The organism is Stenotrophomonas sp. TD3 (genome assembly GCF_001939825.1).
In the GTDB taxonomy this organism is placed as follows: Bacteria; Pseudomonadota; Gammaproteobacteria; order Xanthomonadales; family Xanthomonadaceae; genus Stenotrophomonas.
On the sequence record NZ_MOYM01000001.1, the window covers coordinates 3,040,265 to 3,055,841 of the forward strand.

General features: G+C 63.8%; 13 protein-coding genes. 7 read left to right on the forward strand and 6 right to left on the reverse strand.

The window, feature by feature from the left end; genetic code table 11:
- Positions 1 to 46: 46 nt before the first annotated feature.
- Entirely contained in the window at positions 47 to 454 is a 408-nt protein-coding gene (locus BKE09_RS14210) for a hypothetical protein (RefSeq protein WP_014038613.1), read from the forward strand.
- 177 nt (positions 455 to 631) lie between these two features.
- Positions 632 to 1,477: a hypothetical protein gene (locus BKE09_RS14215; RefSeq protein WP_139319661.1), complete on the forward strand. Its 846-nt coding sequence runs from the start codon at positions 632 to 634 to the stop codon at positions 1,475 to 1,477.
- Between the two features lie 287 nt (positions 1,478 to 1,764).
- Here the strand turns inward: BKE09_RS14215 and BKE09_RS14220 are convergent, their stop codons facing one another.
- Positions 1,765 to 2,406 (reverse strand): glutathione S-transferase family protein, encoded by a 642-nt coding sequence (locus BKE09_RS14220; protein WP_075676151.1) that lies wholly within the window; start codon positions 2,404 to 2,406, stop codon positions 1,765 to 1,767.
- 134 nt (positions 2,407 to 2,540) lie between these two features.
- Here BKE09_RS14220 and BKE09_RS14225 point away from each other — a divergent pair, with 134 nt between their 5' ends.
- Entirely contained in the window at positions 2,541 to 2,831 is a 291-nt protein-coding gene (locus BKE09_RS14225; RefSeq protein ID WP_014038610.1) for a hypothetical protein, read from the forward strand.
- Positions 2,832 to 2,839: 8 nt separating this feature from the next.
- Here the strand turns inward: BKE09_RS14225 and BKE09_RS14230 are convergent, their stop codons facing one another.
- A complete protein-coding gene (locus tag BKE09_RS14230; protein WP_075676152.1) occupies positions 2,840 to 3,643 on the reverse strand; it encodes a helix-turn-helix transcriptional regulator in 804 nt (267 codons plus the stop codon).
- 7 nt (positions 3,644 to 3,650) lie between these two features.
- Here BKE09_RS14230 and BKE09_RS14235 point away from each other — a divergent pair, with 7 nt between their 5' ends.
- Positions 3,651 to 4,601, forward strand: coding sequence for a DMT family transporter (locus BKE09_RS14235; protein ID WP_170871751.1), 951 nt, complete (start codon positions 3,651 to 3,653; stop codon positions 4,599 to 4,601).
- Positions 4,602 to 4,615: 14 nt separating this feature from the next.
- Here BKE09_RS14235 and BKE09_RS14240 read toward each other — a convergent pair whose 3' ends face one another.
- Positions 4,616 to 5,641, reverse strand: a complete 1,026-nt coding sequence (locus BKE09_RS14240) for a hypothetical protein (protein WP_075676154.1) — start codon at positions 5,639 to 5,641, stop codon at positions 4,616 to 4,618.
- A gap of 258 nt (positions 5,642 to 5,899) precedes the next feature.
- The gene (locus BKE09_RS14245) at positions 5,900 to 8,734 is read right to left on the reverse strand and encodes a TonB-dependent receptor (protein WP_075676155.1); all 2,835 of its coding nucleotides are present in this window, start codon (positions 8,732 to 8,734) and stop codon (positions 5,900 to 5,902) included.
- A gap of 404 nt (positions 8,735 to 9,138) precedes the next feature.
- Between BKE09_RS14245 and BKE09_RS14250 the strand changes: the two genes are divergently transcribed.
- Complete coding sequence (locus BKE09_RS14250) at positions 9,139 to 9,591, forward strand: PA2169 family four-helix-bundle protein (protein WP_005419568.1); 453 nt, start codon at positions 9,139 to 9,141, stop codon at positions 9,589 to 9,591.
- A gap of 91 nt (positions 9,592 to 9,682) precedes the next feature.
- On the opposite strand, the gene BKE09_RS14255 is transcribed toward BKE09_RS14250, so the two are convergent.
- Together BKE09_RS14255 and BKE09_RS23650 are read right to left on the reverse strand one after the other, a co-directional pair.
- Positions 9,683 to 10,354, reverse strand: coding sequence for a response regulator transcription factor (locus BKE09_RS14255; protein ID WP_075676156.1), 672 nt, complete (start codon positions 10,352 to 10,354; stop codon positions 9,683 to 9,685).
- 313 nt (positions 10,355 to 10,667) lie between these two features.
- Positions 10,668 to 10,769 (reverse strand): class III lanthipeptide, encoded by a 102-nt coding sequence (locus tag BKE09_RS23650; RefSeq protein WP_206120592.1) that lies wholly within the window; start codon positions 10,767 to 10,769, stop codon positions 10,668 to 10,670.
- Positions 10,770 to 11,212: 443 nt separating this feature from the next.
- On the opposite strand from BKE09_RS23650, the gene lanKC reads away from it, so the two are divergent.
- Positions 11,213 to 13,933 carry a class III lanthionine synthetase LanKC gene (gene lanKC / locus BKE09_RS14260; RefSeq protein WP_075676157.1) on the forward strand — a complete coding sequence of 907 codons (2,721 nt, stop codon included), beginning with the start codon at positions 11,213 to 11,215 and terminating at the stop codon, positions 13,931 to 13,933.
- Positions 13,930 to 15,573 carry an ABC transporter ATP-binding protein gene (locus BKE09_RS14265; protein ID WP_075676158.1) on the forward strand — a complete coding sequence of 548 codons (1,644 nt, stop codon included), beginning with the start codon at positions 13,930 to 13,932 and terminating at the stop codon, positions 15,571 to 15,573. The genes lanKC and BKE09_RS14265 overlap by 4 nt, the downstream gene beginning before the upstream one ends.
- The last annotated feature ends 4 nt before the right edge of the window (positions 15,574 to 15,577 follow it).

The window sequence follows — 15,577 nt, forward strand, 5'->3', positions numbered from 1 at the left end:
TGCCACGCTGCTACCCTGCCGGGGTCTTTGAACGAAGGAGCGCGGGATGGCACACGATGGCAGCATGATGGTCTCGCCCAGAGTCCTCTATTTCGCGGCAGGCGCTGCGGTGCTGGTCAGCGTGCTGGCCTGGGCGGTGGAATGGAGCGGTATGGCCTACGTCTGCCCGTACTGCCGCGTGCAGCGCACGGTCATCGGCGTGCTGGGTCTGCTGACGCTGTTCGCGCGCCCGGGCGGTCTCATCGTGCCCTGGTTGTCGTACACCGCAGGTGGCTTCGCGTTCGTGGTCGCGGCGATGCAGCACTTCAACGGCTGGAAGCGCATTTCCGCCGGCGACTTCAGCTTCAATGCACAGTGGTACATCGATCCCTGGCTGCTGTCAGGTTGCGCGATGCTGATCCTGGTGGCACAGCTGATGCTGGTGCAGGCGGTATGCCGGCGCAGATTGCACTGACAGTGTCGTCGCTGCGGGAGAAGTGCCGGGTATGGCAAGCGCTCTCAGTCCTTCAAAGCGGTAGTGACATCGCGTGTAGCGCGATGCTCATGAGCTGTCTTTCATATTTGTGAAATTTCACGTACTTTGTCTGAACTCACTTGATTTCAGGGAAATGAAGCGGTGGCAGGAAAGAACGTGGCTACATGGATTGGTGCGTCGGCTTTGATCGCGACGGCGTGGTTGGGTGGAGCAAGCGAAGCGCATGCCCAGCAGGTCGTGGCTCGTGACTGCGATGGTTGCAGTTACCCGCAGATGCAGGGAATGGCGGAGTCGTTCGCGCATGGCATGAGCATGCCGTCGCACAGGATTCTCTACATACTGAATCCATCGGGCAACATGGCACGAAAGTTCAGCGTCATGCGTGATCGTGAAGGCGGCATCCGTTGCGACAAAATGGAACCAGGGGCGATGGATTGCGAACCCTTCGTCATCATCGACGAGCTCCCGGTCGAGCAACCGGCGATCAACTATCTTCAGTTCAAGCGCATAGTCGCTCAATCGGTGATCAGCCTGTCTGAGCCCGGCTACCCGACCAATGTGTACGATGACATTCAGAATCCGCAGAGAAGGGATGCGGTCAGCCAGCATCTGGGGCAGCGTTTCGAGACTTACATCTACCTGGCTTCCGGCGCGTACTCGCTTGGCATCGATGTCTGGGCGCCGCAGAAGATCCGCTATGCTGACGGGTCTACGGCTTCCTACAACTACAGCATGATCAACCGTCGCTGGGAGCCGAACGCCCTCCTTTACAAGGACAGGTTCGGTAACTCCATTCCGCTTAGCGTTACACAGTTGAGCGAGGGGCGAGGCGGCGTTACGCATCGCTTCGAGTTCCCAAACGGGAATGCCACCGATATGGGAAGCTTCGTCAATGCGCTCAATAACATCGGTGTCCCGGTGACCGGGGCGGGCAATCAGTCTGTCACCTGCACCAGCACGATCAGGCTGACCGAGGTCAAGGTGACCTGCAACCGGAACTGATGAGGAATAGATCGATGCGAGTTTCACCAGGCTTGGGTTCCACTGTCATATTCGGTACTTCCTTTGTGGGAGCACTGCTATGCGGGTTCGTGTTTCCATCCATGTCGGCAGGTTCCCCGGAGCTGACCCCTTGGATGTTCAACGGGCTGCTGGCGTGCGGCGCAGTTGCGCTTTTTAGTGCTCCCTTTGGCTGGCGGGGCTACCTGAACTGGAGATTGCGTCGATTGAAGTAACGCATGGGGCCTGCGTGATTGCGGGCCCCTTGTTACCAGGGAGGAAGCGCAGCGCTAGGTGTTCCGGAATATCGCAAGCTGTGCAGCAAACGCACGCTGGTAGGCGGGGCGCTGTGTTGCACGGCCCACATAGGCGACCACCAGCGGGTGTTCGCCGAGCAGGCCACTGCTCTTCAGGCGCAGCAGTACCGAGACCATCATCAGGTCGCCCACGCTGAATTCGCCGTCCAGCCACGTGGTCCTGGCCAGCCACGTCGACAGCTGCGTCAGCCGCGTCCGGACCCGCTCATCGAGCATCGGCAGCCGTTGCGCGTACCACGGCTGCTCGCGCTCCAGCACCCAGGCCATGGAGCGCTCGACGATGGGGGGCTCTACCGTGTTCAGTGCAGCGAACAGCCACATGATCGCGCGCATGCGGGCGTCCGGGTCGCTGGGGAGCAGGCCGCGATGCTGTTCAGCCAGATGCAGCACGATGGCGCCGGATTCGAACAGAGTCCGGTCGCCCTCCTGCCAGGTGGGAATCTGCCCGAACGGATTCCGTGCCAGGTGCGCGCGCTGCTTCAGCTCGGCGAAGCTGAGCAGTTGCACGTCATAGGCTACGGACAGTTCCTCCAGCGCCCAGCGCACGCGCATGTCGCGGGCCAGGCCCTGGCCGCGGTCGGGGGAAGTCGCGAAGGCGGTGAGGATCGGGGGCATTGGAGCGCTCCTGCAGGAAGAGGGGCCTGCTTTTCCTGTTCCGACGAACAACGGGGCGGGAATTCGACACTCGAGTCTGTGCCCGTGTGCAGGTCACGCCTACAATTGCCAGCTTCCTTCACCGGCAGGATGCCATGCGCGGTCATTCTCGTTTACCACCCTTCTGGATGCTGGCCTCGGCGCAACTGCTGATCGCGGTGATCTTGGCCTCATCGTGGTTCTACGTGAATGCGAAGGCTGCCCTGGCGGGTCCGCCGAACCCCGATCAGTACGTGAACACCTGGGACTTTCAGGTGGCGGTGTTCCTGTTCTACTGGCTACCCGCGGTGCTTCTGTTCATGGGCATTCTGCTGGGCATTGAACGGCTGGCGCTGGCGCCTTGGTATGCGCGCCAGAAGGCCGCTGCCAGGCAAGATGACGCCTGACGCCACCTCTACCCGGCCCGATGCTGCTTCCGATACTGATCGGGCGTGCACTGCGCGTGCCGTTTGAACATTTCGGCAAACGCGCTGACGCCTGAATAGCCCAGCTCCTCGGCGATGCGGCCGATCGGCTTGCGTGTGCACAGTGCCTCGGTGGCGCGCACGAACTTCACCCGTCCACGCCAGTCGCCGAGTGACATGCCCAGTTCACTGCGCGCCATGCGCTCCAGCTTGCGCACGCTCATGTGATGCCGCTGCGCGATCTCGGCCACGGATTCGGCCGTGGACAGGTGTTTCTCCACGTATGCCATCACCTGCTTCAATGCATCGCTGCTGGCGATCGGAAGGAAGCTGGGCAGCACGTCGGCGTTGACGATCTGGTCGATGACTACGGCCGCCATGCGGCGTTGCGCTGGTGATTGCGGATCGGTCACGCCCTGGCGCGCCAGCTCGTGCAGCAGTTCACGCAGCAGCGGGCTGACTTCCAGTGCACGGCAGCGATCAGGCAACCGGCGTGACAAGGCCGGCGACAGATAGGCCGAGCGATAGGCCAGCACCGAGCGGTTGCGCGAGTAGTGGGCCACGCCAGGCGGAATCCAGAGCGCATAGTGCGGCGGGGACACCATCCACTCGCCCTCGATCTTCATTTCCATCACGCCCTGCGCAACGAAGTTGAATTGTCCCCACGGATGGCTGTGCGTGCCCCAGTCGGTGGGTTCCATCGCACCCTGCCGGAAATAGATCGGGCCGGGCAGCTGGCGGAAGGTGGGGATGGGCTCCATCGGTTGCCGCAAGCCCGGGTCGGATTGGCGCATTTTCGGGATGTCCTTGATATGCGCCAAGCGTACGCTGGCCGTTCCCCTGCGTACACCTGCCGTCGTGAACTATCTCTTCCCGATCCTCGCCTGCCTGCTGTGGGGCGCCAACACGATTGTCACCAAGCTCGCCTCCGACTCGGTGGGTCCCATCGACATCGGCTTCTTCCGCTGGTTGGTGGCCGCGATCATCCTGCTGCCCTTCGCATGGCCACGGCTGCGCGGCCATCTGCCGATCGTGCGCGCCAATCTGGGGCGCTTCCTGGTGCTGGGCTGCCTGGGCGGGGTGATGTACCAGTGCCTGGCGTACTATGCGGCGCACTTCACCTCGGCCACCAACATGGGCGTGATCCAGGCGCTGATTCCGTTGATCGCGCTGGCGCTGTCACGCCTGTTCATGGGCCATCCGGTGCGTGGCACCGCCATCGTCGGTGCGCTGGTCTCCACGGTCGGTGTGGTGGCGGTGGTATCGCAGGGCGATCTGGCACGGCTGGCCGCGCACGGGCTGAACCGCGGCGATGCGATCATGCTGGTCGGTGCGTTGGCATTTGCCGCCTACAACGTGCTGATGCAGCGCTGGAAGATTCCGCTGTCGGTGCTGGAGTCGCTGTTCCTGCAGGCCACGGCGGCGTCGCTGATCCTGCTGCCAGTGCAGCTGCTGGTCGGCACTGGGGTGAACAACCTGACCGCGGTGGGCTGTATCGGTTTCGCTGCGGTGTGTGCGTCGATCCTTGCGCCTCTGACCTGGATGACCGGTCTTTCGCGGTTGGGTGCGGCGCGCGTTTCGGGCTTCTTCAACCTGGTGCCGATCGTGACGGCCGCACTGGCGGTGCTGCTGCTGGGCGAGTCACTCAGCGGATGGGTGCTGGGTGGCGGCCTGCTGGCGGTGTCGGGTGTGGTATTTGCTGAGTTCAGTGCCAAGCGCGCGACGCAGGCCACGGCGGAATCGCAGGCGTAGGCTGAAATGGGCGATCAGGCGTGCTGCGCGGTCGCCAGTGCCTGTTCGACCCGCAGGTCCAATGCATCGCTGTCGTGGCCGCGCTTGCCCTGCAGGCTCAGGTACAGCGACAGCGGGTCGACCACCGCGCCGACGCCGGTGAACGCCGGCGGATAGGCCCATATCTGCAACCGCACCTGCTGCGCGCAGCCGGGAGCGGCCACTGGCTGCGCAGCAAGCGCGCGCCAGGCATCGATATGCAGCGCACGGGTGGCCACCACCGCGGGCGAGCCGTCCGCGTCCAGCGCATCCAGACCTGCACGCGGCGCTGGCTGGCCCGCATCGGCCAGCAGGCTACCTACCAGGTTCCAGCAGACATCGACTTCTTTCAGTACCGGTGAGCGCAGGAAAGGTTGCGCCCTGGCCCAGACATCACGGCGATCGCCTGCCAGGCGCAGGAAACGTTCGCGTCCGCCGGTGGAGCGTTCGGCCAGGCCGCGCCCGACCAGCTCGGCGGACAACCGCGATGCGGTCATCGAGGTATAGCCTGCGGTGGCACTGATCTCGCGGGGCGACCACCAGCGCGGCTGCCCGGACAACAGTACGTGGATCAGCACGGCCTGCGCCGAAGGCAGCAGCGAGATCGCCTTCTTCTCGTGGTCGGGCGCGTCGCGGAACTCGATGGCCAGGCTCGGTGCGAACAGCTGTGCGTGCGGCACCACGAAGTCGATGTGGTTCTCGACCAGGAAGCGTCGCTGTGTCGGGGTGAGGTAGGGCGAGACATACAGCACCAATGCGTTTGCTGCCGAGCGCAGGCTGCGTACGTCCTGGATGACGCGGCTGCTGGACTCGCCCGGCTCGCGGGCCACGGCGAGCATGGCAGGGGTTTCACCGTACAGGGTCAGCTCGGCGATGTGGTAGCGCGAGGTCATCGCGCGCGGAATGGCGTGTGCCACCGTGACCGGATGCACCGCCGAGGCAAGCCCCGGCAGGACCCTGCGCAGGTAGCGCTGCGCGTCAGCGACCAGGTCGGCCAGGCCGGTGCGAACTGCCGTTGTCATCTCGTACTTCCCTAGCAACGGTCTGACCGGCATTGACGCACCGGGCCGTACCATTGCATGCAGTAGTGAACCTGGAGACGGGCATGCAGCATCGGTGCGCGTGGCGATCCATGCGGTCCAGCTCCTTTGCCGTCATGACATCAGTGTTGCCGGAAACCTTGGAGATTCCGTCGAAGAACGATGGAGATTGGGTGGAGGAAGTGTGCAGCGTGGCCGGCGGACTCCCCTTCCGCCTGCCACGCGCACGGCCCGTTCAGGTCAGAAGCGCTGCGAGTACTTCACGTACACGGTGCGGCCGATATCGAACCCACCGTAGTAGGGGAAGGAGCTGGACGGCTTGGAGAACATGATCGGTCCCTGGTGGTTGAACACGTTGTTCGAACCCAGCGCCACGGTGCCGTTCCACGGCAGCTTGTAGCTGACCTGGATGTCATGGAACGCGTTGCCACCCACCCTGCGCTGCGCATCCGGTTCGCCATAGGCATAGCGGTCGGGCAGGGTGCAGGGGCGATTGGGCACGCAGCTCTCCACCATGCCGGCGTAGTAGCGCAGGGTGTACTGGGTGGTGAAGTTGCCCAGCTGCCAGTTCACGCCGAGGTTGGAGCGCAGGCGGAAGATGCCCGGCTGGCCGACGCGGCCCATCATGATCGTCTCGCCAGCCGAGTTCTGGTTCTGCTCGTCGTACCTGGAGACGTAGCTGTTCTGCAGGTCGAGGGTGAAACGACCGAACGAGAACTCCGGCAGCCGGTAGCGGATGCCCAGGTCCCAACCTTCGGTTTCCATCGCGCCGAGGTTGGCCAGGCCATAGAACATGCTGGTTATATGGCCGTCACCCGCGCGCTTGATGCTGCCGCATCGCGGCGCATTGCCCAGTACGTAGCAGTCACGCAGGATGCGGTCGACGCTGTCCTGGATGATCATGTTGGTGATCTTGTAGCTGTACCAGTCCAGGTTGATGTCCAGCCCGTCGACCCAGCGCGGGCTCCAGACCACGCCCACCGTCTTGCTCTTGGACTCTTCCGGGCGCAGCTTCGGATTGGAGCCGGTGGTGAACTCGTCGGGGGTGGCACACGGATAGCTGGCGCAGGGCTTGAGGCTCTGGTTCAGCTGCTGGTAGCCCAGCGGAACACCGGCCGCACTGCACGCCGCGTTGCCGTTGACGCTGTTGGTGGCTCCCGTGCCACAGGGATCGACGTAGGTCTCGAAGCTGGTACCCAGCCCTCCGTAGAGATCTGAAATGCTCGGTGCACGGAAGCCCTCGGCGAAGGTGCCGCGGATCATCAGCTCCTCGATCGGGCGCCAGGCAAAGCTCGCCTTGGAGTTGGTGGTGCTGCCGAAATTACTGTAGTCGGAGTAGCGCGTGGCCAGGTTCACGGTCAGCTCCTTGGCGAACGGCAGGTCGCGCAGCACCGGCACGTTCACTTCGGCGAAGAATTCATTGAGGCTGTAGTCGCCGGCGGTGGTCGATGCACCCAGCGCGGTGCTCTGGCGCGACTGCGCGAAGGCGTCTGGCACGAAGCGCCCTTCTTCCTTGCGGTACTGGTAGCCCAGCGCCACCGACAGCTCGCCGGCGGGCAGGTCGATCACCGGGCCGGAGATGTTGGCGAAGTAGCTGCGGGTCTTGGTGATGCCGGTATCGGTGAATGTGGGGAACAAGAAGCGCTGCAATTCGGGGTCGGAGAGAGAGCCTGCCCCCGCGACACCGAATGGCAGCAAAGTATTCCAGGCCAGGCAGCCGGAGACCGGCGATGCCGCCGTGCCACACCGTGCCACGCCGTTGGCATCGAGGTAGGAAGCCCCCAATGCCTGCCGGGAAGCGATCAGGCTCATGTCGCCACGGCCTGTTTTTATGACCTCATTGCGGTTGAACAGGGCGCCGACCTCCCAGTCGTAAGTCTTGGTGGCCAGCTCGAAATAGCCGGACAGGCTGGGGGCGATGCGCAGTGACTTCAGCTTGCTTTCGGTAGTGCGCGGCAGCTCCCACAGCCGGCGGTTGAACTCGACGTTGCGGCCAACCGGGTTGAACACGCTGCCGGCCGACAGCGGCGTGCCGAACTTGGTGGATTGGTACGGGTAACCTGCGATCTGCTGGTCCGTGATGCGTTCGTTGTAGCCGATGTCGGTGCTGAACTTGATCTGGTCGGTCAGCGCATAGTCGGTACTGAGGAACAACGAGCGGCGCTCGATGCCGGTCTGCAGGTGCATCTGATCGTTGCCATTGGCGAACTCGGCCGGGGTGATCGGGTGGTAGTCGTTGGGGTTCTTCGGGTTGCCACCACGGTTGAGCGTCTTGAACACGGCATCGCCGGTGTTGCACTTGTAGAGCGCGGGGTCGCACCAGGAACCGTTCTGGCTGATGTTGCTCCAGTCCGCGCCGGGATAGTCGGGGCCGGCGCCGCCGTACTTCGAGAACGAACGGTCGCGCGCGAACACGGGATCGGACTTCTGGTACTCCAGGGCCAGCGTGTAGCCACCGCGCTCGCCGCGTGCGCCGGTAACCAGCGAGAACGTGCTGTCCTTGCCGTCGCCCTGGCTGAACTGGCCGTGCTGCACGGAGACTTCCAGGCCGTCGTAGTCCTTGCGGGTGATGATGTTGACCACGCCGGCGATGGCATCGGAGCCGTACAGTGCGGAGGCGCCGTCCTTCAGGACATCGATGCGCTCGACCGCACTCATCGGGATCTGGCTCAGGTCCTGAAGGCCGCCGGTGGTTGCCCCCAACCGCTTGCCGTTGACCAGTACCAGCGTGCGGGTGGCGCCGAGGTTGCGGATGTCGGCGTAGTAGCCGCCGACGTTCTCGCCGGACGCCAGCGCACGCGCGCGGGAGATGGCCGGTGCGCCGGTGGAGGTCAGGTTCTGCAGCAGGTCGGCAATGGTGGTGAAGCCCTGGTGCTCGATCATCGAACGGGTGATGGCGATGATTGGCTGCTGGGTTTCGATGTCCACGCTGCGGATGGCCGAGCCGGTGACCTGGATGCGGTCGAGGTTCCTCGGAGTCTTGTCGCCGTCGGTCTGTGCGTGCGCGGCAGGTGCCCAGGCAGCTGCCAGGGCAGTGCCCACTGCCAGCGAAAGCAGGGTGTACGAGTGATGCATTTGGCTCTCTCCAAATCCAGTTGTATGGGTTCCGCACATCGCTGTGTCGAAACCGATCTGAAACTCCGCTGTGCGGAATCGGGAGGAACCTAACACTCCGTTTACACTTCAATTACGTTATGGACGCGTTATCGTCGCGGGTCCTGCACGGCGTTCATGCCGCGTAGTGCGCAGTACTGCGTTGCGCGGCGGCGCGCTGCGCGTGGAGATGTACGGGGATTCGCTTGTCTGGCGTGAATGCTGCGCAGCGTCAAGTGAAATCTACAGCTGCGGTTGTGCAGAGTGACGCGCGGATCAATCGCTGCTCACCCGGGGAGCACGTCGGATCCTCCAGGGTGGAGTCGCAGGCAACGGCATCATTGTTGCCATCGTGCACTCACTTCCGAGCATGGAGAAATGACGATATGAGCACCCAGTCCACCATCGAACATCGCCTCAACGACCTGATCGAAATCGCCCGCGATGGCAAGTCCTTCTATGAAGAAGCCGCCACCAAGGTCAAGGATGCCGAGCTGTCGGCATTGTTCACCCGCATTGCTGGCGTCAAGGGCCGCATCGTGGCGGCGCTGAGCGGCTCGGTGGCCGCCAGCGGTGGCAAGCCGGCCGAACATGGCACCGTGGTTGGTTCGATGCAGCAGTTCTACGGCAAGGTGCGTGCAGCCTTTGGTGATACCAACTATGGCTATGTGGCCGAGCTGGAAGAATCCGAAGACCGCCTGCTGGGCGCGTTCAAGGACGTGCTGAAGGACAACGAGCTGCCGCCCGCCGTGCGCCAGGAAGTGACCCAGCTGCTGCCGGAAGTGCAGGAGTGCCACAACGTCATGCGTGCGCGCAAGCATGCGATGAAGGCCGCCTGATCGCATCAGCTGGCCCGATCATCAGGATTCGCAGCCGGGGTGGTCTGCCGCCCCGGCTGTTTCATTTCCGGCGCGTGCCGATAGCCTGGGATCAGGCCGCGTCGTCGTTCAGCATGTAGCCCAGTCCACGCTTCGACTCGATGCTGACACTGGCCGAGCGCAGAGCACGGCGCAGGCGTGATACGTGCGGATCCAACACCGCGGTGCCGCCGTCGGCGCCGGCCAGATGCACGGCAGCGCTCAGCACTTCATGCCGGACGATCCGGCCCTGGCGGGCGCAGAGGGCCTCCAGCAGCAGGAGCTGGCTGCGCGGCAGGCTCAGGGGCGCACCGCCTACCAACGCCATGCGGTTGGAAAAATCGAACGTGAAATTACCGATTCTAAGGATGTGGCCGGCATCAGCATCGAGGCGGCGGGTAATCGCGCGCAGTCGCGCGGCCAGCTCGTCGAACTCGAACGGCGTGGGTAGGTAGTCATCGGCGCCGGCATCCAGGCATGCGATGCAGTCGGCAGCGTGGTTGTGGCGCCCCAACAGCAGAATGGGCAGCCAGGTACGCAAGCCGCGCGCGATCTGCACCAGCTTCAGTGAATCGCCTTCGGGCAGCCAGCGGTCGAGAATGAGGGCGCGGTACTCCACGGCCTGTACTGCGGCCTTGGCCAGCGACCAGGTTGCCACAAGGTCCACCAGCATGTTGCGGCTCTGCAATACGTTGCGAAGCGCCTGTGCAAGTTCGGCGTCGTCCATGGCCACGAGGATGCGCATGCTGCGTCTTTTCCTGATTGCTGGATCCGGCGGGCGTGCAGGCGCACTGCGTAGCGTCCGTCATGGTGGTGAGGTCGCAGTGGGGTCGAGCAATGGTCACGGCTGCAGCACGTGCTGCAGCTGGCGGATCATCCCCCCCCGGGATGCCCGTCCTGGCATTGGCAGATGCAGGACGCGCAGCGCAGGCAGCGGACGGCTGCCTGTCAAGCGATCTCTACGTCGTATGGAGACTTGCCACGTGGCGGTGCATCACGCTCGTGGCAGTTGTCGAGGTGGTGGGCGCGCACCACCACCTCAGGCAAGCCGGAGAGGCTTAGCCGTTGCAGCAGTCGTGGTCGGAGCTGCTGCAGCTGTTGCCCAGGTTTTCCTGCTGGTTTTCGATCATCAGGCGCTGCAGATTCAGGACGCGATTCATATCAACTCTCCTTAGTCGTACATGGGATCGGGAGGCATGCGTGCCTCCCACGCGTTACGCAATGAAACGATTCACTGCGTGATTGCACCACGCAATCTCAAAGCCCTGTTGCAGTTGTTGAAGAACCCCGGTCTATACGTGGCGGATGGAAAATGGCATTGCCGATTGGAATGAGTCAAGTCAATTGTGGAATGAGAATCGCCTGCGCAATGTAGCGGCAAGGTACGGTGGCAATCATCGATCTGCAGGGACATTCCGGTTGACTGCATCGCAGTGATATCCGGCGATTTTCACGCCGTGCTTACGAATGAAGCGGGCGGGGAATCCGCATTCCGCGATGCCTGCAGGCCGGAGCGCCCGCAATGCATCCATCGCGCATGTGCGGGGCGTTCGCGGATGTGTGCACCGGGCAAACGAGCCGTGGAACCGACCAGGGAGAGACGATGTCAGCGCGTCAACGATCATTGCGTGAAGCACGCCACATGGACAAGGCCGCCTATGTGGGGGGCGACGAGCGGTTCTACGAATTGAGCTACAACCAGTACAGGCCCAGCGAGGATTTCCGCAATATCGTCGAAGCGGAGATCGAGGCGGCCGGCATAGCGTGGAAGATCCATCGCATTGGCGTCTGGTCGCACCTGACGACGCATGGCGACCCGGTCGCCGGCAACCTGCCGCCGCAAGGCTGGAAGATCCACGTTTCAGCCACGCAGGAGAGCTGCCAGCGCGTGCTGCGCACCGTCACCCGGATGGCCTTGGCCGAGCGCGTGAAGTTCAAGTTCGCCAATGACATGAACACGATGCGCATGATGAGCTCCAAGCGTTGGCCGCGGGGTGGCTCGGGCAAGTTCATCACGCTCTATCCGCTGGACCTTGCGGTCTTCACGCGCTTCATCGAGCAGTTGTATGGGGCGCTGAAGGACGAAGATGGCTCGTACATCCTGTCCGATCGACGCTACAAGGACTGCCGCTGCCTGTATTACCGCTATGGCGGCATGCGCCAGGTGTACCGGCTTGATTTCATCGGCCAGAAGGTGCCGATGCTGGTCGCGCCCGACGGCAGCCATGTTCCCGACCTGCGCAATCCCTATTTCGAGGTGCCTGCCTGGGAAACCGACCCGTTCCCCAGCGAGGATGATCCCGGCGAGATGACGTTGAAGGAGGGCCGCTATCAGGTGCAGGCCGCGCTTGGGTTCTCCAACACGGGCGGGGTCTACCTGGCGTTGGATCAGGTCACCGGGGAGGAAGTGGTCATCAAGGAAGCGCGGCCCCATGTGGAAATGCACGGGGAAGGGCTCGACGCCACCAGCCGCCTGGCACGCGAACGACGCAATCTGGAGTTGCTGGGCCCGGTGGGCGCCTCGCCGCGCTGTCTGGATGCATTCACCGATTGGGAAAACAGCTATCTGGTGGAAGAGCGTCTGGATGCATTCGATCTTCGCGAGCTGATGCTCAAGCATTCGCCGCTGATGAAGGCCCGTCCCAGCGCACGCGATGGTAGTGACTACTACGGGATGTGCGTGACCATCTTCACCGGTCTGCTGCGCGCGGTCGACCGCGCACACAAGGTGGGAGTGGTGATCGGTGATATCTCGCCGTCCAACATCATGGTCGACCGCAGCGACATGCGTGTGCGCCTGATCGATCTGGAGGCGGCATTCCTGGACGGCAGCGATGAATGGGATGACATCCACACGCCCGGATTCCGCCGGATCATGAAGGGGCGCAAGCGCGCCAGCTGTTTCAGGGATGACCGTTACGCGACCGCAGTGGTGATGTTCTACTGCCTGTTCCCGCTGATGGCCATGGCCTACATCCGCACCGACCTGTTCCAGAAGGTGCTGCCGGTGATGATGGAGGACATCGGCTGGCAGCACACACCAATGGCCGAGGTCATCCAGGCACTGGTGGACGACCGTATCGGCCTGGAAGAGGCCGCACAGCTGCTGCAGCAACCGGCGACCCTGCAGGTGCCGTTCTCGTCGCCGCAGCGCCCGTTGCCGGCGCCGCGCCAGTGTATCCGCCGGCTGCTCGCGTTCATGGACGCACACAGCCGGCTGCAGCCGGAGCGGACGCTGTTCCCTCTTGATCCATTCTCGCACTCCACCAACACGATGAGCCTCGGTCTGGGAGCCACCGGTGTGATCCACGCCTTCCACGCGGTGGGTCATCAGCCGCCATCGGCGGTGATGGAGCGCTATGCGCAGGAGCTGCAGGCCCTGGATCGCACGGCGCTACCACCGGGGTTCCTCACCGGCCTGGCCGGCATCGCCTGGTCGGCGCTGCTGCGTGGCGAGGTGGAACTGGCCCGCAGCCTGCTCGACAGCGCTGACAGCAGTAGCCTGCTGCATGCGCATCACTCGCTGTATCACGGCATGGCGGGTATCGGAATGGCGCACCTGGCCATGCATCACGCGACCGGCCTGCCCGGGCATCTCGACAAGGCGCTGTCGTTGGCGCGGCGGCTTGCAGAAACCGTCCACCATGGAGAGCGGGGCGCCTACTGGCAGGACGAAGGTGGTGTGCGCATTGGCATGGGCTACGGCCAGGCAGGCGTGGCGCTGTTCCTGCTGAGGCTGTCGCAGCTCAGTGGTGATCCGGCATGGCGCGTGCTTGGCGAGCAGGCACTGCGCCACGATCTCTCCTACGGCTTCGAGCTGGAGGCCGGGGTGACCACCTTCCCCAGCTCACCGGAAGAGGTCAACACCTACGAACCCTATCTGGAGCAGGGAACCGCGGGCATTGCCAAGGTCGCGATCCGCTACGGCCTGTGGCAGGACGTGAATCGGCTGGTGGATGACTTCCATCGCAAGTATTCCGGCTTCTGCGGCCTGTTGTATGGCCTGTCGGGCATGCTGGATGTGTTCGTCGACGCCCATCTCTACTCCGGCGATGCGACGTACCTGCGGATGGCGGAACGACCGTACCAGGGCATCGTGGATCTGTATCTGTTCGAGGAGGAGGAGGGAATGGCGGCGGTGCCGGGCGAGAATCTGTTCCGCATTTCCTTCGACCACGGTACCGGCATCGCCGGGGTGATCCGCGCCCTGCACCGGTACGACACGCTGGCGCCGGACGAGTTCTTCCTGGATGCACTCGATGTGCATGGCCCGGTGGCACGGAAGGTGGACGGAGCCGGGGTGGGGCAGGTGGCGGTTGCATGAATGCGCACCCGCAGCCAGCCGGACAGCCACTTCAACGCGAGGAGACCGCGCAGCGGCACAGTGTGCGCGCCATCCTCGCCAGCTTTGCGATCCTGCTCGGCCCACTCCGTGGGCGCTACCTTGCGGTGGCCGCCACCACCGCGATGTTCGGCGGACTGGGCGGGCTGCTGCATCCGCTGCTGATCCGCGCGATCTTCGACGAGGCCGCCAGCCGCCAGGATTTCAACCGGTTCCTGCTGCTTACCGGTGCGTATCTGCTGCTGTGCCTGGTGACCAACCTGGGCAGCTACAGCTGCGCACTGTGGCAGCAGCGCGTGGATAACCGCATCGTGGAGCGGATCGGGACCTCGTTGCTGACCGCCTACTATGGCCGCAGTTATGACGAGGTGGTGCAGAAGGGGGCCGGCTACTATGTGGCGCGGATCCGCTCGGACGTGAAGGATGGCGTGGTGCCGATGCTGTCGGTCGCACGCACCACCCTGACCCAGGCGGTGACATTCGTCGCCTTGATCGCAGCCCTGCTGATCATCTCCTGGCGTGCGTTCCTGGTGCTGATGGCCATCATCCCCATCGCCACCACGGTCAGCGTGCTGGTCGGCCGACGCATCCGCGAGCTGACCGTGGTGGAGCGTGACCGCGAGGCCGAACTGGTTTCTTTGCTGACCCGGGCCGTGGCTGCCTTCAAGATGGTCTGTACGTTCGGCCTGGGCCCCAGGACGGTGCAGGCCCATGACCGCAGCCTGCGCGAGGTGCTGGATTCGACCTACCAGCGCTTCAGGGTGGTGAGGACCCTGCAGGGTGCGAGCGACCTGACGATGGTGATCTCGGATGTCTGCTCGATCTTCGTCGGCGCACTCTTCGTGTTCCGCCAACAGATGACACTGGGTTCGTTCATCGCCTTCATGAACGCCTTCTGGCGCTCAGCCACGACGCTCATCGGCATCTTCAAGAACATTGCCGAGATGCACAGCCACGGTGTGGTGGTGGTGCGGGTGGCGGAGTTCATGACCGCACCGGCAACCGCGGCGCCGGCCACGCACATTGATGGTGGTCTGCTGGCGACGTCGATCGGCTACGGGTATGGCGCCGCTCCGGTGTTCTCGGATTTCACCCTGGCCCTTTCACCCGGTGAACGTGCACTGGTGATTGGCGACAATGGCAGCGGCAAGACGACCCTGGCCAACGTCCTGGCCGGGTACTTCCAGCCCATCGCCGGCCAGCTGCTGCGACCGGCGCGTATCCGCGCCATCACGCTTCCTCTGCAGTTCCCTCCGCTGAAGGTGCGCGAACTCGGAGCCGATCCGGTGCTGCTGGCGCGACTGGGGATGGACGGCGAGGGGATCGCCGACAGCCTGCCGGAAACCCTGTCGGCAGGGCAGCAGCAGAAGATCGCCCTGGCGATGGTGCTGGGCGAGGACGCCGACCTCTACATTCTTGATGAGCCGGTCGCCAACCTCGATACGGCCAGCCGCGAGATTGCGATGGACGCGATCTTCGCACGCAGCCATGGCCGAATGCTGGTGATGATCATGCACGGCGCCGAGGCCTACCGCGCCCGATTCGATCACGTACACGAACTTGGCAGGTCCATGTGGCAACCGGCACGGGTCACGCCCGTGCACGTCCGGGGAGAGGCATGACATG